28 protein-coding genes, 1 tRNA gene, 1 pseudogene and 1 riboswitch are annotated in these 24,579 nt (G+C 63.8%); of the genes and pseudogenes, 13 read left to right on the forward strand and 17 right to left on the reverse strand.

What is annotated here, in order from left to right:
- Positions 1–77: 77 nt before the first annotated feature.
- From OKW45_RS18900 to OKW45_RS18915, 4 genes are all read right to left on the reverse strand, one after another.
- Positions 78–557, reverse strand: coding sequence for a hypothetical protein (locus OKW45_RS18900; protein ID WP_429470441.1), 480 nt, complete (start codon positions 555–557; stop codon positions 78–80).
- Positions 558–789: 232 nt separating this feature from the next.
- A complete protein-coding gene (locus OKW45_RS18905) occupies positions 790–1,014 on the reverse strand; it encodes a YMGG-like glycine zipper-containing protein (protein WP_429470443.1) in 225 nt (74 codons plus the stop codon).
- A 146-nt stretch (positions 1,015–1,160) separates the two neighbouring features.
- On the reverse strand, positions 1,161–3,092 hold the full coding sequence (thiC, locus tag OKW45_RS18910; protein ID WP_018421117.1) for a phosphomethylpyrimidine synthase ThiC: 1,932 nt from the start codon (positions 3,090–3,092) through the stop codon (positions 1,161–1,163).
- Between the two features lie 88 nt (positions 3,093–3,180).
- A riboswitch (TPP riboswitch) is annotated at positions 3,181–3,298 on the reverse strand.
- 142 nt (positions 3,299–3,440) lie between these two features.
- Positions 3,441–3,845: a GreA/GreB family elongation factor gene (locus OKW45_RS18915; protein WP_018421116.1), complete on the reverse strand. Its 405-nt coding sequence runs from the start codon at positions 3,843–3,845 to the stop codon at positions 3,441–3,443.
- 630 nt (positions 3,846–4,475) lie between these two features.
- Here OKW45_RS18915 and OKW45_RS18920 point away from each other — a divergent pair.
- The 5 genes from OKW45_RS18920 to OKW45_RS18940 all read left to right on the forward strand — a co-directional run bounded on the left by OKW45_RS18920 (position 4,476) and on the right by OKW45_RS18940 (position 8,604).
- Positions 4,476–5,339 (forward strand): DUF1223 domain-containing protein, encoded by an 864-nt coding sequence (locus OKW45_RS18920; RefSeq protein WP_429470445.1) that lies wholly within the window; start codon positions 4,476–4,478, stop codon positions 5,337–5,339.
- Positions 5,340–5,385: 46 nt separating this feature from the next.
- Complete coding sequence (locus OKW45_RS18925) at positions 5,386–6,030, forward strand: cytochrome b/b6 domain-containing protein (protein WP_018421114.1); 645 nt, start codon at positions 5,386–5,388, stop codon at positions 6,028–6,030.
- Positions 6,031–6,099: 69 nt separating this feature from the next.
- Complete coding sequence (locus OKW45_RS18930) at positions 6,100–6,903, forward strand: molybdopterin-dependent oxidoreductase (RefSeq protein WP_429470447.1); 804 nt, start codon at positions 6,100–6,102, stop codon at positions 6,901–6,903.
- 92 nt (positions 6,904–6,995) lie between these two features.
- The gene (locus OKW45_RS18935) at positions 6,996–7,238 is read left to right on the forward strand and encodes a pentapeptide MXKDX repeat protein (RefSeq protein ID WP_018421112.1); all 243 of its coding nucleotides are present in this window, start codon (positions 6,996–6,998) and stop codon (positions 7,236–7,238) included.
- 436 nt (positions 7,239–7,674) lie between these two features.
- Positions 7,675–8,604: an EamA family transporter gene (locus tag OKW45_RS18940; protein ID WP_429470449.1), complete on the forward strand. Its 930-nt coding sequence runs from the start codon at positions 7,675–7,677 to the stop codon at positions 8,602–8,604.
- 282 nt (positions 8,605–8,886) lie between these two features.
- On the opposite strand, the gene OKW45_RS18945 is transcribed toward OKW45_RS18940, so the two are convergent.
- Together OKW45_RS18945 and OKW45_RS18950 are read right to left on the reverse strand one after the other, a co-directional pair.
- Positions 8,887–9,024, reverse strand: coding sequence for an entericidin A/B family lipoprotein (locus OKW45_RS18945; protein WP_018421109.1), 138 nt, complete (start codon positions 9,022–9,024; stop codon positions 8,887–8,889).
- A 218-nt stretch (positions 9,025–9,242) separates the two neighbouring features.
- Positions 9,243–10,859 carry a sensor histidine kinase gene (locus OKW45_RS18950; protein ID WP_429470451.1) on the reverse strand — a complete coding sequence of 539 codons (1,617 nt, stop codon included), beginning with the start codon at positions 10,857–10,859 and terminating at the stop codon, positions 9,243–9,245.
- A gap of 40 nt (positions 10,860–10,899) precedes the next feature.
- Between OKW45_RS18950 and OKW45_RS18955 the strand changes: the two genes are divergently transcribed.
- From OKW45_RS18955 to OKW45_RS18975, 5 genes are all read left to right on the forward strand, one after another.
- Positions 10,900–11,076 carry a DUF1328 family protein gene (locus OKW45_RS18955; protein ID WP_026225929.1) on the forward strand — a complete coding sequence of 59 codons (177 nt, stop codon included), beginning with the start codon at positions 10,900–10,902 and terminating at the stop codon, positions 11,074–11,076.
- A gap of 93 nt (positions 11,077–11,169) precedes the next feature.
- Positions 11,170–11,331: a DUF1328 domain-containing protein gene (locus OKW45_RS18960; RefSeq protein WP_012400904.1), complete on the forward strand. Its 162-nt coding sequence runs from the start codon at positions 11,170–11,172 to the stop codon at positions 11,329–11,331.
- Positions 11,332–11,541: 210 nt separating this feature from the next.
- Entirely contained in the window at positions 11,542–12,087 is a 546-nt protein-coding gene (locus tag OKW45_RS18965; RefSeq protein WP_184063788.1) for a ferritin-like domain-containing protein, read from the forward strand.
- A 162-nt stretch (positions 12,088–12,249) separates the two neighbouring features.
- A complete protein-coding gene (locus tag OKW45_RS18970; RefSeq protein ID WP_018421104.1) occupies positions 12,250–12,882 on the forward strand; it encodes a response regulator in 633 nt (210 codons plus the stop codon).
- Positions 12,883–12,902: 20 nt separating this feature from the next.
- The gene (locus tag OKW45_RS18975) at positions 12,903–13,334 is read left to right on the forward strand and encodes a response regulator (protein WP_018421103.1); all 432 of its coding nucleotides are present in this window, start codon (positions 12,903–12,905) and stop codon (positions 13,332–13,334) included.
- Positions 13,335–13,397: 63 nt separating this feature from the next.
- Here OKW45_RS18975 and OKW45_RS39655 read toward each other — a convergent pair.
- The 8 genes and pseudogenes from OKW45_RS39655 to OKW45_RS19010 all read right to left on the reverse strand — a co-directional run.
- Positions 13,398–13,523: pseudogene (locus OKW45_RS39655) on the reverse strand (STM2901 family protein); the annotation flags it as partial.
- 27 nt (positions 13,524–13,550) lie between these two features.
- Positions 13,551–14,750 (reverse strand): MFS transporter, encoded by a 1,200-nt coding sequence (locus tag OKW45_RS18980; RefSeq protein WP_429470453.1) that lies wholly within the window; start codon positions 14,748–14,750, stop codon positions 13,551–13,553.
- A gap of 141 nt (positions 14,751–14,891) precedes the next feature.
- Positions 14,892–15,716 carry a phosphodiesterase gene (locus OKW45_RS18985; RefSeq protein WP_429470455.1) on the reverse strand — a complete coding sequence of 275 codons (825 nt, stop codon included), beginning with the start codon at positions 15,714–15,716 and terminating at the stop codon, positions 14,892–14,894.
- A gap of 57 nt (positions 15,717–15,773) precedes the next feature.
- Positions 15,774–16,820, reverse strand: a complete 1,047-nt coding sequence (locus tag OKW45_RS18990; RefSeq protein WP_429470457.1) for an ABC transporter ATP-binding protein — start codon at positions 16,818–16,820, stop codon at positions 15,774–15,776.
- Positions 16,817–17,737: an ABC transporter permease gene (locus OKW45_RS18995; protein WP_429470459.1), complete on the reverse strand. Its 921-nt coding sequence runs from the start codon at positions 17,735–17,737 to the stop codon at positions 16,817–16,819. Before OKW45_RS18995 ends, OKW45_RS18990 begins: the two co-directional genes overlap by 4 nt.
- A 50-nt stretch (positions 17,738–17,787) precedes the next feature.
- Positions 17,788–18,612 carry an ABC transporter permease gene (locus tag OKW45_RS19000; protein WP_429470461.1) on the reverse strand — a complete coding sequence of 275 codons (825 nt, stop codon included), beginning with the start codon at positions 18,610–18,612 and terminating at the stop codon, positions 17,788–17,790.
- A complete protein-coding gene (locus OKW45_RS19005) occupies positions 18,609–19,691 on the reverse strand; it encodes an ABC transporter substrate-binding protein (protein ID WP_429470463.1) in 1,083 nt (360 codons plus the stop codon). Before OKW45_RS19005 ends, OKW45_RS19000 begins: the two co-directional genes overlap by 4 nt.
- Before the next feature lie 84 nt (positions 19,692–19,775).
- A complete protein-coding gene (locus OKW45_RS19010; protein ID WP_018421097.1) occupies positions 19,776–20,870 on the reverse strand; it encodes a substrate-binding domain-containing protein in 1,095 nt (364 codons plus the stop codon).
- A gap of 144 nt (positions 20,871–21,014) precedes the next feature.
- Here OKW45_RS19010 and OKW45_RS19015 point away from each other — a divergent pair.
- From OKW45_RS19015 to OKW45_RS19025, 3 genes are all read left to right on the forward strand, one after another.
- A tRNA-Leu gene (locus OKW45_RS19015) sits at positions 21,015–21,099 on the forward strand.
- A gap of 211 nt (positions 21,100–21,310) precedes the next feature.
- Positions 21,311–22,303 (forward strand): IS5 family transposase, encoded by a 993-nt coding sequence (locus OKW45_RS19020; RefSeq protein WP_429470465.1) that lies wholly within the window; start codon positions 21,311–21,313, stop codon positions 22,301–22,303.
- A 272-nt stretch (positions 22,304–22,575) separates the two neighbouring features.
- Complete coding sequence (locus OKW45_RS19025) at positions 22,576–22,908, forward strand: hypothetical protein (protein WP_429470466.1); 333 nt, start codon at positions 22,576–22,578, stop codon at positions 22,906–22,908.
- Here the strand turns inward: OKW45_RS19025 and OKW45_RS19030 are convergent.
- From OKW45_RS19030 to OKW45_RS19040, 3 genes are all read right to left on the reverse strand, one after another.
- Positions 22,877–23,395 (reverse strand): cation:proton antiporter domain-containing protein, encoded by a 519-nt coding sequence (locus OKW45_RS19030; RefSeq protein ID WP_429470468.1) that lies wholly within the window; start codon positions 23,393–23,395, stop codon positions 22,877–22,879. The genes OKW45_RS19025 and OKW45_RS19030 overlap by 32 nt on opposite strands.
- A 465-nt stretch (positions 23,396–23,860) precedes the next feature.
- Positions 23,861–23,965: a BCCT family transporter gene (locus OKW45_RS19035; protein WP_113061947.1), complete on the reverse strand. Its 105-nt coding sequence runs from the start codon at positions 23,963–23,965 to the stop codon at positions 23,861–23,863.
- Between the two features lie 365 nt (positions 23,966–24,330).
- Entirely contained in the window at positions 24,331–24,462 is a 132-nt protein-coding gene (locus tag OKW45_RS19040; RefSeq protein WP_429470469.1) for a hypothetical protein, read from the reverse strand.
- Positions 24,463–24,579: the final 117 nt, after the last annotated feature.

A 24,579-nucleotide genomic window follows, 5' to 3' on the forward strand; every position in this document is an offset into this window, starting at 1 on the left:
AAACGACTCTTGAAAAAGCGCGCGCGCCGGCAGTTGAAGTGCCGGCGCGTGCACGCTCCGCGACGAAAGAGGACGGGTCAATGCCAGTGGCCGCCCCCATGGCCGCCCCAATGGCCGCCCCAATAACCGCCAATGCCGATCGCAATCGACGGTCCGTAGTAGGCGGGGTAGCCGTAATAAGCGGGATAAGGATAAGTCGGCGGCGGATAGTAGGCGGGATAGACCGGCGGCGCCGCATACACGGGCGCGGGAACCGCATAACCGGGCGGCATGTCTTGCGGTGCGACCTGCATTTGCGCCTGGGCTTGAGGCGGCTGCTGTTGATCGGTCGCCGGCGCGGTTTGGTCGGCTGTGGTCGCGGGCGCGGTCGAATAGTACGACGGGTAATAGCCGGCGGGATAGTAGCCGGCGGGGTAATAGCAGCCGGCAAAACAGAGACTCGAGGCGAGCACGCAAATCGCGGTGGCGGGCCGCGCGAACCTCGCGGAAAAACTGGACGAATCGCGTGGCGTCGAGAGGCGCACCACGCAAGAATGGGTGACGACGCGGGACTTCATGGCGTGCTCCTCGATGAACCGATGCCGCCTTGCGCGACGTCGTTATGAGGAGCTTACGCTCTTGCCGGGGCAGCGCTGTGGCAAAACCGCAACCGCATATTTCAGCCTATTTCCACGCGCGTTGTCGGGACGAGGGCGCGCCGCATCCGGCGCCCTCGGCAGTCCGGATCGTGGTCCGAAAAAATCGTTTGCTGTCCTGTATGAACCGTTAGACGCTCATCGGCCGCAACGCTCACTTGCCGACCTGATTACCAATGACACCGCCTACCGCGGCGCCGCCCAGCGTCGACCAGCCATTGCCGCCGATCGCCGCGCCAGCGGCGCCGCCGACACCCGCGCCGATCGCGGTGTCGCGTGTACGCGGAGACATGTCGCCGCATGCCGCGAGGCCCGCGACGAGTGAAAGGGCGGCTGCGACCGTACCAAGACGAGTACCGAGATGACGGATCGATTTCATGATGCTGACTCCGCTCGTTGTTGGAAACAGATGTTTCCTTTCTCTCAGCACGCAACGTGCCTGCTCGATGCGGTGGAAAAGAAAAGCCCGCCATGCCGGCGGGCTTCGATACTTCAGTGCTGGTTCGCGCGAATCGCGCAACCCGCTTATTGCCGCTGATAAATCTCCGCGCCTTGCTTCATGAACTCGATCGACTTTACTTCCATGCCTTTCTTCAGCGCTTCGTCGTCGGTGACGCCTTGTTGCGCGGCGAACTCGCGTACGTCCTGGGTGATCTTCATCGAGCAGAAGTGCGGGCCGCACATCGAGCAGAAATGCGCGACCTTGGCCGAATCCTTCGGCAGTGTTTCGTCGTGGAATTCGCGCGCCTTGTCCGGGTCGAGACCGAGATTGAACTGGTCTTCCCAGCGGAATTCGAAGCGCGCCTTCGACAGGGCGTTGTCGCGCACCTGCGCACCCGGATGACCCTTCGCGAGATCGGCGGCATGCGCGGCGAGCTTGTACGTGATGATGCCGGTCTTCACGTCGTCCTTGTTCGGCAGACCGAGGTGTTCCTTCGGCGTCACGTAGCACAGCATCGCGGTGCCGAACCAGCCGATCATCGCGGCGCCAATGCCCGACGTGATGTGGTCGTAGCCCGGCGCGATGTCGGTGGTCAGCGGCCCGAGCGTGTAGAACGGCGCTTCGTCGCACCAGTCGAGCTGCAGGTCCATGTTTTCCTTGATCAGCTGCATCGGCACATGGCCCGGACCTTCGATCATCACCTGCACGTCGTGCTTCCACGCGATCTGCGTGAGTTCGCCGAGCGTCTTCAGCTCGCCCAGTTGCGCTTCGTCGTTCGCGTCGTAGATCGAGCCGGGACGCAGGCCGTCGCCGAGCGAGAAGGCCACGTCGTAGGCCTTCATGATTTCGCAGATCTCTTCGAAATGCTCGTACAGAAAGCTTTCCTTGTGATGCGCGAGACACCACTTCGCCATGATCGAGCCGCCGCGCGACACGATGCCGGTCATCCGGTTCGCCGTGAGCGGCACATATTGCAGACGCACGCCCGCGTGGATCGTGAAGTAGTCGACGCCTTGCTCGGCCTGCTCGATCAGCGTGTCGCGGAAGATTTCCCAGGTGAGGTCTTCAGCCTTGCCGTTGACCTTTTCGAGCGCCTGATAGATCGGCACCGTGCCGATCGGCACCGGGCTGTTGCGGATGATCCATTCGCGCGTTTCATGAATGTGCTTGCCGGTCGACAGATCCATCACCGTGTCGCCGCCCCAGCGGATCGCCCACGTCATCTTGTCGACTTCCTCGCCGATCGACGATGTCACCGCCGAGTTGCCGATGTTCGCATTGACCTTCACGAGGAAGTTGCGGCCGATGATCATCGGCTCGCTTTCCGGGTGATTGATGTTGTTCGGGATGATCGCGCGGCCGCGCGCGATTTCCTCGCGCACGAATTCCGCGGTGATTTCGGTGAGGCCGTTCGGACCGAACGCGCTCGCGCCGAATGCCTGGCCGGGGTGCTGACGGCCCATCATCGCGGCGAGCTTCGCGCCGTTCGGGCCGCTCGTCTTCAGGGTCTCCAGGTACTCGGCACGGCGCTGGTTTTCGCGAATCGCGATGTATTCCATTTCCGGCGTGATGATGCCTTGCTTCGCGTAGTGCATCTGCGTCACGTTCCTGCCGGCGATCGCGCGGCGCGGCGTGCGATGCAGTCCCGGAAAACGCAGCTGCGCGGTGGCCGGATCGGCGGCGCGCTCGCGGCTGAAGCTGCTCGACAGACCGGTCAGCGGCTCGGTGTCGCCGCGCTCCTCGATCCACGCCTGGCGCAGCGCGGGCAGACCCGCGCGGATGTCGATCTCCGCGTCCGGGTCGGAGTAGGGGCCCGACGTGTCGTACACGTAGATCGGCGGATTCTTTTCGCCGCCGAAGCTGTCGGGCGTGTCGGCCTGCGAGATTTCGCGCATCGGCACGCGGATGTCCGGGCGCGAGCCGCTCACGTAGACCTTGCGCGAATTCGGCAACGGCGCGACGGCCGCCTCGTCCACGTGGGCTTCGGCGGAAATAAACTTCGGATTGGCGTTCATGTAAGTCTCCGTACAAAGTGGGGCGGCTAAGCAGGAGACCGAGATGGAAGTAGTCGGAAATCGCGGAGAGGTGAGGCCCTTGAGGCTGGAGCGAAATCCGTACGCTTCCCTGCGCTGGCATTATCCAGATCAGGTTCAAAGGGTATTTCTCACCCACGCAACACGGACCTCCAGCTCCGCGCTACGCAGGACCCCCGCGTTAGCAGCGCACACGATACACCGCCCGCCCGCGGTTTGGCAACCTGTCTGAATGACTCAAAAAAACTGGTCCGGATGAAACCAGACATCTCCTATGCTTGATTCGACACCGCATCAGACAAGGCAACTTACAGCGAGGGAACGGCCGGCTTACAGTGAAAAATCGTCGGCGGCTTCAGGCTGATACAGGATTTTGTCGAGCTTGAGCACTTTCTGGTCGCCGCTTGGTGGCGTGAAGCGGACGCTCTCGCCGCGGCGCGCGCCGAGCAGCGCGAGGCCAGCCGGCGAGAACACGTTCAGGCGCCCTTGCCCGAAATCGGCGTTGGGCGGATAGACGACGGTCCACGTCATCTGTTCGCCGCTCGCCGTGTCGATCAGCGTCGCTTGCGAGTTCATCGTGACGACGTCGGCGGGGATGTCGTGCGAGTCGACGATCACCGCGCGTTCGAGCACATCGTCGAGCATGTGCTGCAACTTGGCGTCGGCGGCCGCGTATTTCTCGAGGCGGGTCACGTCGAGTTCGGTCAGGTAGCAGGTTTTGATCTTCTTCATCATCAGGACTCCGGATAAGGCGGTCATGGATGGCCGCGTGCAACGACCCATGGGGTGGTCGGCGGATGAGTGGACGAATGGGAGAGCCCGGTGCCCGGCGACGCGGCCCTGGGTATTGGCGGGCTGCGTCAGCGAGGGCGCCGGGCGGCGTGAAGCGGGACCGTTCGGGACGTCTCGCCGGGGCCGTGCGACGCGACGCCCGCGCGCGCGCACTCGCCTGCGCGGCATGGGCGCAAGCGGGCGAGAGCACGGAAAGTCGGACGACGCAGAGAAGTCACGGGCAAAACGACCAGGTGTTGGGGACGAGCGATCGAGAGGTGCCGGGCGACAAAGCGTGAGGCCGCGCGGCAGCAGCGAGACGAAAGCTTAATGTTAGCACGCTGTCTCACGCAGCTCCGTTTGCGACGTCGCGCCCGTCGATTGACCGTTTTTGTGCGGTGCGAGAGGAAAGCGGTGTGGTCCGCATTGCGTTCAAGCCAGTCAAAGGATTGCCGTTTGACGGTGGTGGTCAGTTACGACTGAGTCGCGGGCGAGCTTTGGCTGGCTTATCCGACGCCGGAAAAAAATTAAAAGAGGCGTGTCATAACCGGCCACGCGGTTCGACAAACGTGCAGATTACGATCGGAGCACGTCATGTCGACCGCGCACAATCGCTCGATACTTCAGCGCCTTACGACTTTTTCGACGCCCGCCGTCGGCCTCGCGCTTTTTCTGCTGAGCGGTTCTGGCGTAAGTGCGGCCGACGCGGCCGGGCCCCTGTGCGCCACGCACAGCCCCGCGCACCGCGTCGCGCTCGTCGAGCTGTACAGCAGCGAAGGCTGCGATAGCTGCCCGCCCGCCGACCGCTGGCTCAGTCAATGGAAAAGCGACGGTGCCGCGCACGGCATCGTGCCGCTCGCGCTGCACGTCGACTACTGGAACAGCCTCGGCTGGACCGACCGCTTTTCCCAGCATCGCTTCACCGAACGTCAGCAAACGCTGACGCGTCTCGCGGGCGCGCACACGCTCTATACGCCGGAAGTGTTCGTCGCGGGCCGCGAGCTGCGCGACTGGTCGCAACGCGACAGTTTCGAGCGCCGCATCGCCGAGCTCGTCGCCGAACCCGCCCAGGCGAGCGTCGCACTTGCGCTGAGCCCGCGTGCGCCCGGCGCGTTCGATGTCGATGCGCAGTTCAGCACGACGCCAACCGCCACCACGGGTGCGTCGAGCGCCTATCTCGCGGTCTATGAAAACGCGCTGACGACGCAGGTCGGCGCGGGCGAAAACCGCGGCGCGACGCTGCATCACGAGCGCGTCGTGCGCGCCTGGTTCGGGCCCGTGCCGCTCGTCTCCGGTCACGCGCGGATTCATCAGGACATCGATGTACACGCTGCGAGCGTCGATGCGCAAGCCGATCCGAGCGCCAACGCCGCCGACCGCTTCGGCGTGGTAGCGTTTGTCGAAAGCGACACGAGCGGCGACGTGCTGCAAGCGTCCGATCTTCCCGCGTGCCGTTGATCGACATCGCGCGCCGCATTCTCCACCGCTACCTGAGGAGAGCCCCATGGCCACACCCCACGCCTTGCGCCCCGGCGCACCCGCCGCGCCCGCCGCACCGAAGCGCGGCGTCATTCACCCGCTGTGGCTGCGCATCACGCATTGGCTGAATGCGCTCGCGGCGATCGTGATGATGCTGTCGGGCTGGCGCATCTACGACGCGTCGCCGATCTTTCCAGCGTTCAGCTTCCCGACCGCGATCACGCTGGGCGGCTGGCTCGGCGGCGCGCTGCAATGGCACTTCGCGGCGATGTGGCTGCTGGTGTTCAACGGTCTCATGTATATCGCGCTGAATCTCGCGAGCGGGCGTTTCGTGCGCAAGTTCCTGCCACTGACGCCGCGCGCGGTACTGCGCGATTTCATCGCCGCCTTGCGCGGGAAGCTGTCGCACGACGATCTGCGCGTCTACAACGCGGTGCAGAAATTTGCCTACCTGTTCGCGATCGTCGATCTGATCGTGCTCGTGCTATCGGGGCTCGCGATCTGGAAGTCAGTTCAGTTTCCGCTGCTGCGCGAACTGATGGGCGGCTACGACAACGCGCGCATCGTGCACTTCAGCGCGATGTCGCTGCTGGCCGCGTTTCTTGCGGTGCATCTGGCGATGGTGGCGCTCGTGCCGCGCTCGCTGCTCGCGATGCTGCGCGGACGTTGAGCCGCGGCTACCCACGCTCATGCTCACGCTCATGAAAACGCAACGCGAATTCCAAACGGATACCGAATCATGAACAAGCCGATAGAGAAACCAGCGGACCCATCCACACATCGTGTTAGTCACAAGCTCGACCGCGCATCGATCCTGCTCGATGCGACGCGCGAACTGGCGATGCCGTCGCGGCGCCTGTTCGGCAAGCAGCTCTTGACGCTCGGCGGCCTGTCGATGCTGACCGGCTGCTCGCTGACCGACGACGCTTCCGTGAACCGTTTCCTGACCGCCGTGTCGCGGCTGAACGATCGCGCGCAGGCCGCGCTGTTCGATCCGAAGCAGCTCGCGCCGACCTACACCGAAGCGCAGATCACGCGGCCGTTTCCATTCAACGCGTACTACGGCATCGACGACGTGCCGCACGTCGACGGCTCAGATTATCAATTGAAGCTGAGCGGTCTCGTGACCGGCCAGCGCGTGTGGACGCTGCCCGAGCTGTACGCGCTGCCTCACGCGGAGCAGATCACGCGACATATCTGCGTCGAAGGCTGGAGCGCGATCGGCCGCTGGGGCGGTACGCCATTCCGCGATTTTCTGCGGCGCGTCGGCGCGGACACGACGGCGAAGTACGTCGGCTTCAAATGCGCGGACGACTACTTCGAAAGCATCGACATGCCGACCGCTTTGCATCCGCAAACGCTGCTGACGTTTTCCTACGACGGCGAACGGCTGCCCGCGAAATACGGCTACCCGATGAAGCTGCGCATGCCGACCAAGCTCGGCTACAAGAACCCGAAGCACATCGTCGAAATATTCGTCACCAACACGTATCCCGGCGGCTATTGGGTCGACCAGGGCTACAACTGGTTCGGAGGCTCCTGACGCATGCGGGCGCACGCGCGCTTGCGGCAGCGGCTTCGGAAGCACGCCGGCTCTCGCCGGCTTCGATTCATCCACCACCAAGGAGTCATCCCATGAAGAAGATTGCAGTTACCACGATCGCGTTGTTGATGCTGGCAAGCGGCGGCACGGCCTTCGCGCAGGCGAGCGGCGCGATGTCCAACGATGAGATGTCGAAGAATGCGATGTCCAAAGATTCGATGTCCAAAGACAGCATGTCGAAGGACGGCACGAAAAAGGACACGATGAAGCACGACTCGATGAAAAAGGGCGGCGACGCGATGAAGCACGAGGCGTCGGGCACGATGGGCAACTGAGTCGGCGCCGAGGGCGCTTAGCGATCCTTTCGATGCATGGCCGCGCATCGAAAGGATCCGACACTGACCGCAAGCCGGGGATGCGTCCCCGGCTTTTCTGTTGCGGGAAACCAAAAAGTTACGATTCTGTCGCGTGGCGTTCTCGGCGCTTACTGCATAATGCGGTGCGCGCCGCGGCTTTGCCAATCTTGCCGCCGCGCAGCGCGGCCGAGTTCCATCGTGTCGGTCTGACCGGCGCGGCCGCCACCGCCGTTTCTGGCGCTTCCGGCGCCGCCCATCGTCTTACCGTTCCACCGACATGTCCGCCAGCCTCGCCCGTCCGACCGCATCGCCGATGCGGTGCCCGCCATCCCGCCCGAAAGGTATCGACGCAGGCTCGGCGCCTCGCGGGCATCGAGCGCATCGCGCGGGTCGAGTGGCGACGGCGGACTGAAGCATGTCGCTGCAACGTTCAGCTTTTTCTCCGCGCGGCTGGCCGCTGCGTCTGCCGCAGTCGCGCAGCGGGCGGATCGCGCTCGCGCTTGCCGTCGTTTATCTGGTGTGGGGCTCGACGTACCTCGGCGTGCACGTCGCGCTCGGCTCGTTCCCGCCGCTGCTGATGTCGGGCTTGCGCAACCTGTTCGCCGGCATCGGTCTGTTCGTGTTCGCCGCGCGCCGCAAGCCAATCTGGCCGAGCTTCGCCGAAATCCGCAGCGCGGGCCTCGTCGGCACGATGCTGGTGGGTCTGTCGAGCGGCATGCTCGCCTACGGCATGCGCACGGTCGGCACCGGCACCGCGGCCGTGATGGTCGCGACCGTGCCGCTGTTCGCGACCGTGATCGCGGCCGTCGCCGGACGCAAGATCGGCCGAGGCGAATGGTTCGCGGTTGGGCTAGGGCTCGCCGGCATCGTGATTCTGAGTCACGGCGACAGCACGCCGGGCTCGACGGGCGGCAGTCTCGCGATTCTGTGCGGCGCGCTGTTCTGGGCCGGCGGCGCGCATCTGGCCGGACAGCTGAAGCTGCCGTCGGACCTGTTTCTGTCGACCTCGCTGCAGATCGGCCTCGGCGGCGCGATGTCGACGCTGGTCGCGTGGGCGTCGGGAGAGCGGATGCTCGAGCTGCATTTTCTGCCTCTCGTCGCGTTCCTGTATCTGATGTTGATTGGGACGATGGCGGCGTACGTCGCGTACGGTTATCTGATTCGCCACACGAGCCCGATCATCGCGAGCAGCTGCATGTACGTGAATCCGGTCGTCGCGGTCGCGCTGGGCGCGCTGCTGCTCGGCGAGCCGGTCACCCGCTCGACGGTAATCGCGACGATCGTGATTCTGATCAGCGTCGGCATGTCTTTCTGGTTCGATTACCGGAAGAAGCGCAGCGCCTGATAGCGGCGCGGTTCTCATCGAACCGATGCCGGCAATCGCCGGCCGCCGCGGCACGATGCCGGTCGCGACGTTGGTAAGACATGCAGGGACCGTGTAAGTGGGGGCCGCACGAACGATACACCGCGCGCCGGGCGGGACGGCACGGCGATCCGCGAGGGTGGGTCGCCGTGCCGTTTCGTCGCGTTCTGAAAACGTGTCGCGTCGAGTGCCAGCCAGCACGCAAAAAAAGCCCGCCGCAGCATTCCGCGACGGGCTTTGCAAATCCTGCTGCCATGTGCCGGCTTATTTCGCCTTATCCGCCTCGTTCGTGATGGCGTGGCCGCCCTTCGAAATATCTTCGCCGGCGCCCGCCATCGTGTTGCAGCCGGTGACAAGCATGGCGGTTCCTGCAAGCACAAGCAAAGCGATCAGTCGAGTCATGAAACTTCTCCTTGTCGAGAATGCATCGGTTGATGTCGTCCGACCGGGGCCATGCCAGTCGATCAGGTCTGGACCCGGTTTCGAACCGGCCTGATTGCATGGTAAAAAAAGGGCGGGGGCGGCGCTGTCGGCCGTGCCGCGATTTTGTTGTAGGCGTGCTCCGGTGTTTGCGTCGGCGCACTCCTACAACGGCTTGGGGGCGCTGCGGCGAGCGTCTGTCAGACGGGGCTTTGCGACGAAGTGGCCGGCGACGTCAGCGGCTGATCGACCGAAGGCGTCGCGGCGCTCGCGCTCGGCATCACGACGTCGATGTCGGTGCCGTTTTGCGCGCCACGGCGGATGTCGAAGCGCCCGCCATGCGCGGCCACGCGCTGACGCATGCCGAGCAGGCCGTGCGTATGTGTGCGCTTCAGGTCGGCCGGCATGATGCCGACGCCGTTGTCCGCGATATGCAGCGCGACCTCGCCGTCGCCGACCCGCAATGCGATTCCGACCTTCGAGGCCCGCGCGTACTTGGCGGCGTTCGTCAGCGATTCCTGCGCGACCCGAAACAGCGCGATTTCGGTCTGCTCGTCGAGCTGGATATCGTCGGCGGGCAGGTGCAGATCGAGCGTCCAGTTGTTGCGCTGCGCGGCTTCGTCGGCGAGCGTGCGCAGCGCGGTAACGAGCCCGAAATTGGCCAACACGGTCGGCCGCATGTCCTCGATGATGCGCCGCTTCAACGCGATGCCCTGGTCGAGATTGGCGAGCGCGCGCTGCAGCTTGTCGGCGATGTCCGGCTCGCTGTCCTTCAGCTTGCGGCGCGCCCATGCGACGTCCATCCGGCATGCGGTCAGAATCGCGCCGAGCTCGTCGTGCAACTCGCGCGCGAGCTGGGTCTTTTCGTTTTCGCTGACCGCCTGCAGATGCCAGCCGAGCGCTTCGAGCTGCCGCGTGCGCTCGTTGACGAGCTGGTCGAGTTCCTCCTGCTGCGTGATCAACTGACGCTGCGCGCGCGCCTGCCGGTCGATCTGGATGCCGAGATTGCGAAACAGCAGGATGAACAGCACGATGTTCAGCGCCGACAGACCCGCCGCGCACAGCGTCGACAGCCGCTGATCGGCGCGGCTCGCGGCCAGCGCGTGCTGAGCGCGGCGCTCCTCGTTGTCGCGCAGCAGCGTGAGCGTACTGTCGATCAGTGACGCGTCCGCCGGATTGACGTCGCGCGCGGGCCCGCATGCGCCGAGATCGAGCGGATGCGGCGCGGCGTGCTGCATCGCGGCGGCGCCCGCACCGATGCGCGCGTCGATTAGCGCGAGAATCTGCGTGAAGCTCGCGAGTTCCGCGCTGTCCGCGCGGCCGCCGCGATAGAAGTGGTCCAACTGCTGCGTGGTGTCGCGGATGCGCGCGGCGCTCGCGCAGAACGCGTGGGCAGATGCGTCGTCCTTCGTCAGAAGAAACTGGTTTTGTTGCGCGGTGAGGCGCGACAGATCGCTCGCGAGTGTGCTCAGTCGCACGGTGACGTCGCGCGCTTCAAGCGCGGTTTCATACTCGGCGGTGATGCGCTGACGCGCGGTCTCCAGAATCACGAGGCCTCCCACCGTGATCACGATCGCCACGGTCATCGCGATCGCCCAGCTGCGATTGCGCATCCAGTCGGCAAGCCGCGCCGTGGCGCGCGCGCCAGGTTGTTCCGGCGGGTTCTGCAGATTCGACACTTCCGGCTCCAGAAAGAGGGCATCGACTCCAGCATGGCGCGAAGCCGCGCGTAATGTCGTCGTAATCCAATGTAAGCGGATTCTCACACGAAAAACGGCGAGCGTCGGAATGCGCGCGGCGCCGCACATCGATAGCATGGACCCGATCGTTCATGCAATGTTTCGGGAGGAAGCCATCATGTTGAAGTGGGCACTGTTCTTCGCGATCGTCGCGGTGATCGCCGGTCTTCTCGGCTTCACCGGCATCGCGGCCGGCGCGGCGGCGATCGCGAAGTTCCTGTTCTTCGTCTTTGTCGTGCTGTGCGTGGTGTTCCTCGTACTGGGCTTCGTCGTGACGAAGAAAACGATCGATTAGCGCGGCCATCGCAGTGGCGGCAAGCCGCGCCCTCACAGCAGGCGAGCGATTTGCTGGTAGTCGATTGGAAGGCCAACAAAAGGGAGAAATGCCATGCTTCACTATGCTCTCGTCTTCTTCGTGATTGCGATCATCGCAGCCGTGTTCGGCTTTACCGGCATCGCGGCCGGCGCGGCCGAAATCGCGAAGATCCTGTTCTACATCTTCCTCGTCGTGTTCGTGGTCACGTTGCTGCTCGGCGTGTTTCGAACCTAGCCGAGCGAGCCGGATGAACGCAACATGAGGTAGGCAGCGAAGTACGCAATACGTAGGAACAGGTAGTCAACGAGGCGCGTGAACGCGCGGCGTTTGAGTCCCCGATTGAGGCGCCCGAGTTCGAAACGCGCCGTCATTCCACCCTCGGCGCATCAGGCGCGATTCGTGCTGATGCGCGATTCACCCAATACCGGATAAAGGAGAAGTTCGATGACGAAGCAATCTGGCGACACGTTCGTGATGGACATCAAGAAGATCCGCGAGGACGCGCGCAAGCATATGTCGGATGGTCCGGTCACGCAGAGCTATGGCGCGAATCGCGAGACGGTGCTCAAGCTGCTCAACGACGCGCTCGCCACCGAGATCGTCTGCACGCTGCGCTACAAGCGCCATTACTTCATGGCGAAGGGCATCAATTCGGAAGCGGTCGCGAGGGAATTCGCCGAGCACGCAACCGAGGAGCAGGAGCACGCCGATCGCATCGCCGAGCGCATCGTGCAGCTTGGCGGCGAACCGGATTTCGCGCCGGACGGCATCAAGGCACGCGCGCATTCGGAATACAAGGAAGGCACCGATCTGACCGACATGATTCGCGAGAACCTGATAGCGGAGCGCATCGCGATCGACACGTACCGCGAGATCGTACGGTATCTCGGCGAGAAGGACGTGACCACGCGCCGGCTGTTCGAGGAGATTCTCGCGGTCGAAGAAGAGCATGCCGACGATATGGCGGATCTGCTCGCGGGGCGAGAGTAGCGCACCAGGCGACAGGGAAGCGTCGACGGACCGGGTCGCGGGCGAACTCGGGAATGCCGGCGGCTGCGGTGCGAACCCGCCCTCGCGTTCCGCGTCCAGCCGAGGCCCCGGATCATTTCAATGTCCGCGTCGGAGCGACTCCCTTTGCACGGAACCCAACCGATGATTCGAGTGCTGATAGCTGACGATCATGCGATCGTTCGAGGTGGTTTCAGACAGTTCGTCGCCGACGAGCCGGACATGTGCGTCGCCGCCGAGGCCGCCACCGGCGAGGAAGCGATCTGCCTCGTGCGCGAGCAGGCATTCGATGTCGTGCTGCTCGACATCGCGATGCCGGACAAGAACGGCATCGACACCTTGCGTGTGATCAGGCAGGTGCGTCCCGAGCAGGGCGTGCTGATCCTGTCGGGCTACCCCGAGAGCCAGTACGCGATCAATCTGCTGCGCGCGGGCGCGAACGGCTATCTGAACAAGGACTGCGAGCCGGAGGAAATCGTGCGCGCGATCCGCTCGGTCGCGCGCGGGCATCGCTATCTGTCGGAGGCGGTCGCCGACGCGCTTGCCGACAATCTCGACAAGCCTGCCGCGGGGCGTCCGCATGAAGCGCTGTCGGAGCGCGAATTCCAGATCTTCTGCAAGCTCGCGGCCGGCCAGTTGCCGACCGAAATTGCCGAAGAGCTGCATCTGTCGGTCAAAACGGTGAGCACGTATCGCGCGCGGGTGCTCGAGAAGATGCGTCTCGCGAACAACTCGGACCTCACGTATTACGCGATCAAGAATGGCCTGATCGAATGACGGACGATCGAGATATCCCGATGAACAGCGAACCGAACCCCGCTACCGAGTCTGCCAGCCGCGCGCCGTTGCGCGTGCTGCTGATCGAGGATTCGCCGCTGATCCGCCGCAGCCTCGTGGAGGCGATCGATGCGTCGGGCCTGCTGCGCGTGGCCGCCTATGCCGATTCCGCCGATCAGGCGATCGCGCTGCTCGGCGACGAAGCGTTCGACGCGGTGATCGTCGATTTGCAGCTGAAGCAGGGCTCGGGCGTGCCGGTGCTCGCGTATCTGCAGCGCGAGGGGCTGATCGATTCGATGTTCGCGGCGGTGCTGACCAATCACGCGTTGCCCGCGTACCGCGAGCGCTGCGAGCAGTATGGCGTGCGGCACTTTTACGACAAATCGTTCGAGTTCGATCGCGTGCTCGATGCGCTGCATGAGTATGCGTTGGGGCGGGGTGGCGGGGTGTAACGACTCGACCGGCGGGAGTGCGCATTTCGCGGATGAACCGAGCGAGATCGAGCCACGTGTCGTTCATTGCAGACGATCCTCCGGTTTCACCGGGCGGTTATATGCATTGATCGTCTCGCAGCCGATTATTGCCACGTCAGATGCGGTGACTATCCACCCCACTCTGGGAATTGCTCGACCGACGGATGCGCCGAGATGGTGCTGGCCAGCCTGATATCAATGCCCAGCCCGCGCCGGCAACCGCAAATGATTCCACGCGCCGAGCCCGGCAAACGCGATCCCCGCGATAGTCACGCCGATCCACCCGAACACCGGCCACACGATCGCGCCGACACCCGAGCCCAGCGCCCCGCCGATGAAATACGCGACCATGTACACGGTATTCACGCGGCTGCGCGCATCGGGCTTCAAGGCGTAGATGCGCGACTGATTCGAAATCTGCGCGGCCTGCACGCCGATGTCGAGAACGATCACGCCGACCACGAGGCCCGCGATGCTCTTCGCCGAAGCGCCGAAAATCACGAACGCGATCACGACCAGCACGAGCGACACGGTGATGATGGCGCGCGGTCCACGCCGATCGGCGAACTTGCCGGCGAGCGGCGCGGCCAGCGCGCCGGCCGCGCCGACGATACCGAACAGCCCCGCGGCCTGCGGCCCGAGATGAAACGGCGCGCCCGCGAGCAGCAGCGCGAGCACCGACCAGAAAATGCTGAACGCGCCGAACAACGCCGCACCGGTCAGCGATGCCTCGCGCAGCGCGCGATGCTCGCTCACCAGGTGCCACATCGACACGAGCAGCTTGCCGTACGGCAACGTCGAGGTGGGCTGACTCTTCGGCAAACGCAAAATGATGACGACCGCGAGCGCGAGCAGCGCGACGACGGATGCGCCAAACACCGCGCGCCAGCCGAAGTATTCGGCGACGATGCCCGCCGCGGTCCGCGCGAGCAGGATGCCGAGCAGCAGGCCGCTCATCACGGTGCCGACCGCATGGCCGCGTTCGGATGGCGGTGCGAGTTCGGCCGCGAACGGCACCGCCTGTTGCGCGATCGTCGCGAGCACGCCGATCGCGAGACTCGTGACGATCAGCACCGCGAGCGTCGGCGCCGACGCTGCGACGATAAGCGCGACGCACATGCCGGCGATCTGCAGCAGGATCAGCAGACGCCGGTCGAAGCGATCGCCGAGCGGCGCGAGCAGCAGCATGCCGGCGGCGTAGCCGAGTTGCGTGACGGCCGGCACCGCGCCGACCCATGACGCGCTGTCCGGAAACGACTGGCGGAAGTTGTCGAGCAACGGCTGGTTGAAATAGATGTTCGCGACCGAGATACCGGCGATCGTCGCTAGCAGCAGCAAGACGCCGCGCAACGACCGGGCGGAGGAAGCGGAAGTGGAAGCGTCGGAAGTGGACATGACAGGGGCGGATCGACGGACCGGCCCATGCGCGGTCCTCAAGCGTGCCGATCATACCGGAGCGGCGGGGTTCGTGCTGACGGCCGCGCGAGGCTCGCCCGCGCATCCGGTGTCTGGCGGTTGCGAAGTGTGTCCGGCGGTTCAGTCGATCAACGCGCCAGCGTCGTAGAACGGATACGGGCCGTCGGCCGCGTCGACATACGCATGGTGCGTGACGATGCCCGTCGCCGGATCGTAGTAATGGAGCGCATACGCGGGCGGCTCCATCACGAACGCCGACGGTCCGTCCTCGCGAAAATCGAGCGCCACCTGGTGCGCGGGCGCTGGAATCGCGCTCGCGATCGTGCCGCCGAAGCGCACGAACATCGACCGATGCACGTGCCCGCAGAGCACGCGCTCGACGTTGGGATGCTGAGCGATCAACGCCGCGAGCTTGTGCGACGCCGCCCGGTCGAGCCGGATCTCGTCCATATGCCCGATGCCGCACGCGAACGGCGGGTGATGCAGCGCGACCACGACCGGCTTGCCGCGCGCCGCATCGAGCTGCCGCTCGAGCCACGCGAGCCGCGTGTCGCACAGCATGCCGGCGCTCGAACCGGTCACCAGCGAATCGAGCGCGATCACGCGCAGCGGGCCGACGTCGAGCGCGTACTGCACGAACTCGCCGCCGCTCAGCAATTCCTCGCGCTCGGGAAACGCCGCGCGCAGCGCGTTGCGTTCGTCGTGATTGCCGACCATCAGGAAGTAGGGAATCGCGAGCGGCGCGAGCAGTGTTTTCAGGTGTGCGTACTGCTGGGGGTCACCCTGATCGACGAGGTCGCCGGTGATCAACACCGCGTCGGGGCGCGGTGTGAGCGCGTTGAGCGCGTCGACGCAGCGCGCGAGGTAGGGGGCGGTATCGACGCGGCGATACGCGAGTGCGCCGGGTTGCTTGATATGCAGGTCGCTAATTTGAGCCAGCAGCATGACAGAGGTCCTTCGGGTTGCTTCGTGTTGGGAGCCAGGATGCGGCGCTGTTTTTACCTACGATAGCGCAATCAGTGCGTCCGGCTCGATCGAGATGCCGACCGGCGTGCCGCGCGCAAGCTCGATGCGGCCCGCGACGTCGACGAAAAGCGGCTCGGGCGCGGCACCGCCAATCGTCAGACGCGTGCGTTCGCCGAGGAACGCGGTGCTTTCGATCTGGCCGCGCAGCTGCGCGAGCGCGGGGTCGGTGAGCCGGGCATCCTCGGGGCGAAAGAAGATTTCGTGCGCGCCGCGTGCGTTCGACGCATGCGCGGGCAACGGCACGGCGCCGCCGCTCGTCGCCAGCATGCCGTCGCGCGGCTCGCCCGCGACACGGTTGATCGTGCCGACGAACTGCGCGACCGTGCGATTGGCCGGACGATAGTAGATGTCGCGCGGCGAACCGATCTGCTCGATGCGTCCGGCGCTCATCACGACGATGCGATCGCCGAGCTCCATCGCTTCGGCCTGATCGTGCGTCACGTAGACGGTCGTGATGCCGAGTTCGCGCAACAGCGCGTTCATCTCGCTGCGCAATGCGTCGCGCAGACGCGCGTCGAGCGCGGTCAGCGGTTCGTCGAGCAGCAGCACGCGCGGCTGCACCGCGAGTGCGCGCGCGAGCGCCACACGTTGACGCTGGCCGCCCGACAGTTGATCGATCGGTTTGTCGGCGTGCGCGATGAGCCGCATCATGCCGAGCAGTTCGTCGACGCGTTGTCGCGCGACTGCGGCCGGCACGCGTTTGATCTTCAGACCGTAGCCGATGTTGCCGCGCACGGTCAGATTCGGAAACAGCGCGTAGCTCTGGAACACCATACCGACCGCGCGTTTTTCGATCGGCAGCGTGGTCACGTCGTCGTCGCCGAATGCGATTCGGCCGCCGGCGTCAGGTGTTTCGAGGCCCGCGATCAGGCGCAGCGTCGTCGTCTTGCCGCAGCCCGACGGTCCGAGCAGCACGAGGGTTTCGCCCGCGCCGATCGTCAGGTCGAGCGGTTCGAGCACGCGCGTGCCGCGAAACGTTTTGGCGCACTGCGTGAGCGTGATGGGAATCGAGGTCAGTTTCATGGCGTATCGATGGGCTTCGCGGAAGAGGCGGCGCCGCGCTTTTTCGATGCGCTGCGCTGGCCGGTCGCATCGACGCCGAGCCATTGCATCGCGACGAGCAGCGGCATCGTCATGATGAAGAACAGGATCGTGTACGCGCTGCCGATCTCGATGCGCATCGACGCGTAGGTGTCGGCGAGGCCCACCGGCAGCGTCTTCGTGTCGGGCGTGTGCAGCATCCACGTGAGGTTGAATTCGCCGATCGACAGCGTGAGCACCGCGAGCGCGCCCGCGACGATGCCTGGCCGCGCGTTCGGCAGCACGATGGTGACGAAGCGCGTGAAGAAGCTCGCGCCGAGGCTCGCCGCGCCTTCTTCGAGCGTACGCAGATTGCTGCTCGCGCAGACCGCCGCGACCGCGCGCACCATGAACGGCAGCGTGAACACCACATGCCCGACGACGATGAATGCCGCGCTCATCCGAAACGCCGTGAAGCCGCCGTAGATCACGAGCAGCGCGAGTGCCGATGCGAGGCCGGGCAGCGCGATCGGCAGCACCAGAAACTCCTCGACGATGCGTGCGAAGCGCGTCTTGCTGCGCGCGAGCACATAGCCCGCGGGCACGCCGGTCAGTAGCGTGACGACGAGTGTCGCCGCGGCCACTTCGAGCGATAGCCACACCGAGTCGTGATACTGGATCCACACTTCGACGAGCCAGCGCAGCGTGAGTCCGCTCGACACGCCCTTGAAGTAGTTGACCGTGAGCCCCGCGACGATCGACATGACGACCGGCACGATCAGGAACGCGCACAGCAGCAGTGTGACGAACCATTGACCCGCGGCGAGCCATGTTCGCATGGAAGGCCACGCGCGTCGCGCGCGCGGCCCCGCTGCCGGTTGCGACGGAGACGAGGGCGAAGGAGCCGTGACTGAGTTCATGGATAGGTTGTCGTCGTGTGCGCTCATGCTGGCTTCAAGCGACGCGCCGTTCATGCGCTCGCCGCCACGCCCGAACCGCTCGCGCTGCGCGCGATCGCCAGCACCGCCCACGTGACGATGCCCAGCACGATCGACAGGCCCGCGGCCGTCACCATGTTCGCGTTCAGCGTGAACTCGGTATAGATGGTCATCGGCAGCACGTCGATGTCGGTGGCGAGCGTGAACGCCGTGCCGAACGCGCCCATCGCGGTCGCGAAGCACACGGCGCCCGCCGCGATCAGTCCGGGCGACAGCGCCGGCAACACGATGTCGCGCATGATGCGCCACGGCGATGCGCCGAGCGAGCGCGCGGCCTCTTCGAGCGATGCATCGAGCTTGGTCGCCGATGCCATCACGGTGACTATCACGCGCGGAATCGAGAAGTACAGATAGCCCAGAAACAGGCCGCTCATCGAATACGCGAACACCCAGCGATCGCCTGCGAGTTTCAGCGACAGCGCGCCGATCAACCCCTGACGTCCGGCGAGCATGATGACCATGAAGCCCACGACGACGCCCGGAAACGCGAGCGGAAACGTCAGCAGCGCGAGCAGCGTGCGCTTGCCGGCGAACTCTCGACGCGCGAGCAGCAGCCCCGCGATCACCGACAGCACCAGCGTGGCCGCCGTGACCGCCGCCGACAGCACGACGGTCGCGCCAAGGCTCGACATATAGCGCGGATTCGTCAGCATCGCGCGATAGGTCGCGAACGCGTGGCCGCCGCCGGAGAGCTGCGCGAGCGCGCCCATCGGCAGCAGCCAGAACGCGATGAACACCGCGAGCGCGGGCGCGGGCAACGCGATGCGCCAGCGCAGCGGGAACGTGACGTCGTTCAATGCATCACCTGCAGATAGCGCTCGCCGAAGCTCGACTGCTTGCCGGCCATCTTCGCAAAGTCGACAGGCTTCGCGCGCGCGTATTCGCTGGCGGGCAGGAACTGCGCGGCGGTCTGGGCGCTCATCGCACTCGCGCGCACCGGCCGCAGATACGCCTGCGCCCACAGCTTCTGGCCTTCGTCGGACAGCACGAAGTCGAGCACCTTCTTGCCGTTCGTTTCGTGCGGGGCGCCCTTCACGAGGCTCATCACGTACGGCACCGAAATCGTGCCTTCCTGCGGAATCACGAACTCGACGTTCGCGTGATCCTTGTACTTCGCGCGGTACGCGTCGAAGTCGTAGTCGAGCAGGATCGGAATTTCGCCGGACAGCACACGCGCGTACGCGGTTTGCTTCGGCACGATCGGCGCGTTCGCCTTGAGCTTTCTGAACCAGTCGAGACCCGGCTCGAAGTTGTCGAGCGTGCCGCCGAGCGCCTGGTTCACCGCGACCGCGCCCGCATAGCCGACGAACGCGCTCGACGGATCGAGATAACCGATCATGCCTTTGTATTCCGGCTTCAGCAGATCGGCCCACGAGCGCGGCACCGGCTTGCCTTCGAGCGCGTCCTTGTTGACGAAGAAGCCGAGCGTGCCCGAGTGGATCGTGAACCAGTAGCCTTGCGGGTCTTTCAGGCCGGCGGGAATGTCGTCCCAGTGCGCGGGCTTGTACGGCTGGATCACGCCCTTGTCCTTGGCCTGGAACGCCGACGATACGCCGAGATACACGACGTCGGCGACCGGGCTTTTCTGCTCGGCCATCAGCTGTGCGATCGATTGTCCCGAGTTCTTGTTGTCGAACGGCACGCGAATGCCGGTCTTTTGCTGGATCGCCTTGATCTGGCTCGCCCAGTCGGCCCATTCGGGCGGGCAGTTGTAGCAGATCGCGGTTTCGTCGGCGTGCGCGGCTTGCGGCGCCAGCGCGACGAGCGCCGCGCCGGCGACGAGCAGGCTCGCCGGCAGTGCGGTCGCGGCGGCGCGCGAGAGTTTTTGCCACAGCGGTATGAGCGAGGATGCGAAGCGTGAGGTTGAGCGGGGCACTGCGGGTCTCCCTGTGTCGGATGGGTTGCGCGGGTTGGGGATAACAGCCAGGGCGCGCGTATGCGCGTGCCTTCATTGGGCTTCTTATGCGGGCGGCTTCTCGATGGCGGCCGCAGCGCTCGGGACGTGGGTCGGCGACGCTCCGTCGAGATTCGCGTGCGACCCGAGCGCCGCGATCGTCGCGCCTTCGCGCAAGCTGTGCGGCAGCGTCAACGCGCGCGAGGTTGCGCAGAACGCGCGCGCGTCGCGCGCGACGCCGATGCGTGCGAGCAAGCGCTGCCACGCCGCACAGCCGATTTCGCGATTCGGCGCGCAGATGCTCGCGAGCGCCGGCGACAGCAGTTCGCCCATTGCGAGGCCGTCGAAGCCGAGAATCGACATGTCCTGCGGAATCCTCAGACGCGCGCGACGCAGGCCGCGCATCACGACCATCGCGAGCAGATCGTTGCTGCAGAAGAGGGCGGTCGGACGGTTTGCGCCGTGCGTCAGGTGCGCGAGCACGGACGGCGCGAGTTCGTCGGCGTTGAAATCGACTTCGAGCGCGGGCGCGGCCGTGAGGCCGGCCTGCTGCATCGCCTGCGTGTAGCCGAGATGCCGCTGACGCGCGCGATCCGACGCCGCGAATGACCCGGCCAGCATCAGAATGCGGCGATGGCCGTGCGCGATGAGCCGGCGCACGCCGTCGTAGGCGGCGAGGCGATTGTCGACCGACACCGACGGGCGGCGCACCGTGTCGTTGTGCATCAGCACGTATAGCAGGCCGTCGCGGTCGAGTTCGTCGAGCAGCGGATGGGTGTCGGCATCGGCGACGGTCAGGATCAGTCCTTCGACGCGATGCTCGCGCAGCGTTTCGATTGCGTGACGTTCACGGTCCACGTCGTACTGCGTGGTCATCAGCATCAGCCGATAGCCTTGCGCTGACGCGAGATCGTCGATGCCTTGCAGGCATTCGGCGAACACCGGGTTCGCGAGCGTCGGCAGGACGACGCCGACGAGGCGCGTGCGCTCGCCGCGCAATTGCCGGCCGAGCGGGCTGGGGCGGAAGTTCAGCGCATCGATCGACTGACGTACCTTGTCGAGCGTGACGGGGTTCACGGTGTGCGGCGCGTTGATCGCGCGCGATACCGTGGCGATGGAAAAGCCCGCGTGGGCGGCGACATCCTTGATCGTCGGCGTCATCGGTTTGCGGCCCGCTGTAATCGTTTTCGTGACCGGATTATCGGCAACGTTTGTGACTTGTGGATGAATGCGGGTGTCGGGCGCTTTTTTGGGGCTGCCGCGAGGCGATGGTAGAATTCGCGACCACGCGCGATTGCCACCTCTGCCGGGGTGATGAAATTGGTAAACATAGCGGACTTAAAATCCGCCGCCTTCGGGCCTGCCGGTTCAAGTCCGGTCCCCGGCACCACAAGACCAGTATGGGTTTCGCGGACTTCGCCATCTAGAGACGTCCGCTAGCCGTGCGGGTTTTTCTGCCCTAAACCGGATTCGTCGATTCCTTCCGTTTCTGACCGATCTTCGCCACTGCATCGGCTAGGGAAACACTGATTTATTCGGCTCGGCGGTCATCGCATCGGCCACCGAGGACGTTAAGAGGCTCACGGAACGGATCCACGGCGATGAAGCGGCAGATCGGTTTTGCAGAAGCGGAAAGCAAGGGCGCGAAGCGCGTAATCAGGCGGCAGCGCTTTCTGGCGGAGATGGAGAAGGTTGTCCCTTGGCCACGTTTGCTGTCGGCCATCGCGCCGTACTACCCGAAGGGCAAGCGGGGCCGACCGCCGATAGGCCTGGAACGTATGCTGAGAATCTACTTCCTGCAACAGTGGTACGGGCTGTCGGACGAAGGGTTGGAAGACGCGCTGTATGACAGCATCGCTATGCGTGCGTTTGCCGGCGTCGATCTGGCGGTCGACGACGTGCCAGACGCGACCACGTTGTTGAAGTTCCGCCGCCTGCTGGTCGAGCATGACTTGACGCGCAAGCTGTTCGACGAGATCGGCATTTCGCTGTGCGAACGCGGCTTGCTGATGAAGGAAGGCACGTTGGTCGATGCGACGATTATCGAGGCGCCGCCGTCGACCAGGAACGCCGGGAACAGCCGCGATCCCGAGATACATCAAACGAAGAAGGGCAACGAATGGCATTTTGGCATGAAGGCGCATATCGGCGTCGATGCCGACTCGGGTCTGGTGCATAGCCTGGTGGGTACATCGGCCAACGTATCGGACGTATCGCAAGCCCATGCCTTGTTGCACGGGCATGAGCGGGAAGCGTTCGGCGATGCCGGCTACACGGGCGTTGAAAAGCGCGACGGGATGCACGGCAATCCGGTGCAGTGGCGTGTGGCTGTCAAGCGCGGAAAAATCAAGGCAATGCGTGACGGTGCGCTGAAGGATCTGCTGATCCAGGTCGAGCGAACCAAGGCGCAGATTCGCGCACGGGTCGAGCATCCGTTTCATGTCGTCAAGAATCTGTTCCGCCATCGCAAGGTCCGCTACAAAGGTCTAGCCAAGAACACGGCGCAACTGTTCAGTCTGTTCGCCTTGGCTAATCTGGTGATCGCGAAGAACCGACTGCGCTCGACACATGGGGAAAGTCCGTCATGTGTATGAAAAACGCGAGCAGTTGGCCCGTATTCGAGCAAAACTCATCCCGGTCACAACAAAAATTCGTTCGCCGTTCTGACGCTTTCAAACTGACTCGTCGACAACGGTGGCGGCGAACCCATTGATCAGCGTTTCCTGAAGGGTCATTCGACACCGGGCTAGGAATCTTAGCTATTCGACTAGCCTGAGCGCTGATGACTGTGCTTGCGTGCGCAGTGGCTTATTAAAAATCCAAGGGACGCGCGCATGGGCTATCCCCTAAGACACGAAACGACGCTATGGATGAAATACTTGAAGCGCGCTACTCCGAGATCCTGGAGCGAATAGACCCGTCCTTTCTGGATCCCGCTATAGCGAAAGATCGAGGGCTTTCGACGCCATTTCTAGTGAGCGGGCCAAAAGATCCTGATGCGCGGCGCATCATGGTTATTGGCAGGGAATTCGGTGGAAAGGGTTGGATAGTACGGCCCGAGGGTGCTGGGGCAAGTGCGTACGTAGCAAAGGCGGTCGCCAAGAATCGCAAATTCCTCGAAGAATGGCTAAAGAAGGGTCCGGACAAGGGTTCCACATTCTTCAACTTCATGCGCGATTTGGGGAACCTTCGGTACTGAAGGACTTATCTACGCCAACCTGCTGTGCATCGATTTGGGGTGCGCCGGCCTTCTTGAGTACGCTAAGCACAGCGATCGGGTCGGTCGGCGAAATCAATGTCCCAAACGCCAGGCACCACAGCAGACTGATCGGGTGTCCAAGCAATTGAGCCACGTAATAGAACCCCGCTCCAGCCGCGCCAATGGAGATGAGCACACCGACAGTAGCCAACATCAGCACTACGCGCCGCTGCTCGCGCATGCGTGACAGGTCGACGTGAAGCGCTCCTGCGAAAAGTAGCAGGCTCAAAAAGCCATGAAATACGATATCGGAGAAGTCGATCCGGGTGACGATCTTGCGGGCCTGCGTAACCATCTCAGGATAGTGGAAAGCCAGCGCCGATACGATCAGGCAGGTGATCAATCCAACAGCTGTGATGCCGAGTGTATCGGGCAGCTTGATGTAGCGGTGGTTGATAACGCCAAAAATCGCGACTAGGGTGAACAAACACTCCCGCCACCTGAAATACTGTCATAGGATAATTCCGTGCATTGCAATTAGAAGATCTGAAAAGAATTCAGCCGGACCGAACCGATAAGTACAACGATCAGGCCCGGAAGTCTATTCAGAAAACACATGGCGGTTCAAGCTGCGTGATTTTCCAGGACGGTCACGACGATTCGTGACACTAACGGATTTCAGCTCACGATCAAGACGTTGTTTCCAATGGCCGCCAGTGGTGACAGGTCTGCACATTGGTGGTCGGCCATGTGTAGCGAGCTATGAGCGTAGTCGGTTTTCGGCCGGCGCCTCCGCCCGAAGGACAACATGAACATGATTATGGCAAGAGCCGATGCGGCAATGAGTGTTATCGCCGCGATCACCCTCAGACCCTCGCGGATTGCGTGATCGCACCGGCGGCAGCATGCGCATCGATCCTGATCGCGCTGTCTTCGAACACCGTTATCTATGTCAGATGATGGTTAGCACAAGCAGCGCGCCGACGACGAATTGACAGATCATATGACCCCGCGAAGTCCGCGCGATAAAAATGCCGGCTAAAGGCGGCCACGTAATCCGCCACTTTCAGTAGAGAATCGTCCGGTCATTGAGCCCGTCATCGGCGCGCAGAGATTCATATGCATAGCTACGCATCGACAAAGTGGCGAGATTCGACAGATAGTTGCCAGCGTTCTCGCCTAACCCTCGTACAAGGAGTGTGGTGGGTTCCGTCAAAATCACAATCAAAAGCAGATCGAAACCAAAGATCGATTTGCGGTGGTGAAGATTTTCCGTAGCGAGACTACGTGCCCTCAGACCTGCAGGTGACAGACAAAGTGGCTAACGACGCAGCAGTCGGCACTTTGGCATTACCCTTCTCCTTCACAGTTTCTCGCCCCGACAGGCGGAAATGCGTGAACCTGGAAGATATGTTGCACATCTTAGCGATGCGCGCCAAACAGATTTCGCAGCACCGACAGCATGCCCACGGGAACGAGACGGAAGTGGGCATGGTTCGCGATGCTTGCATGGCTGTGCGAGTTCGAAAATTCAATCAGAGAGAAGCGCTTCATGGCTATCTCCGTGCAGAACTCAAGAACATAAATGAGATGGTATGAGAATAACATTTTGCAGTATATCGAACTAGTCAGAAACGATGCCGCTCCCAGGACTTTCGAACGCGGCAGGAA

The sequence above is a fragment of the Paraburkholderia lebeckiae genome (genome assembly GCF_050436225.1).
Taxonomy (GTDB): domain Bacteria; phylum Pseudomonadota; class Gammaproteobacteria; order Burkholderiales; family Burkholderiaceae; genus Paraburkholderia; species Paraburkholderia tuberum.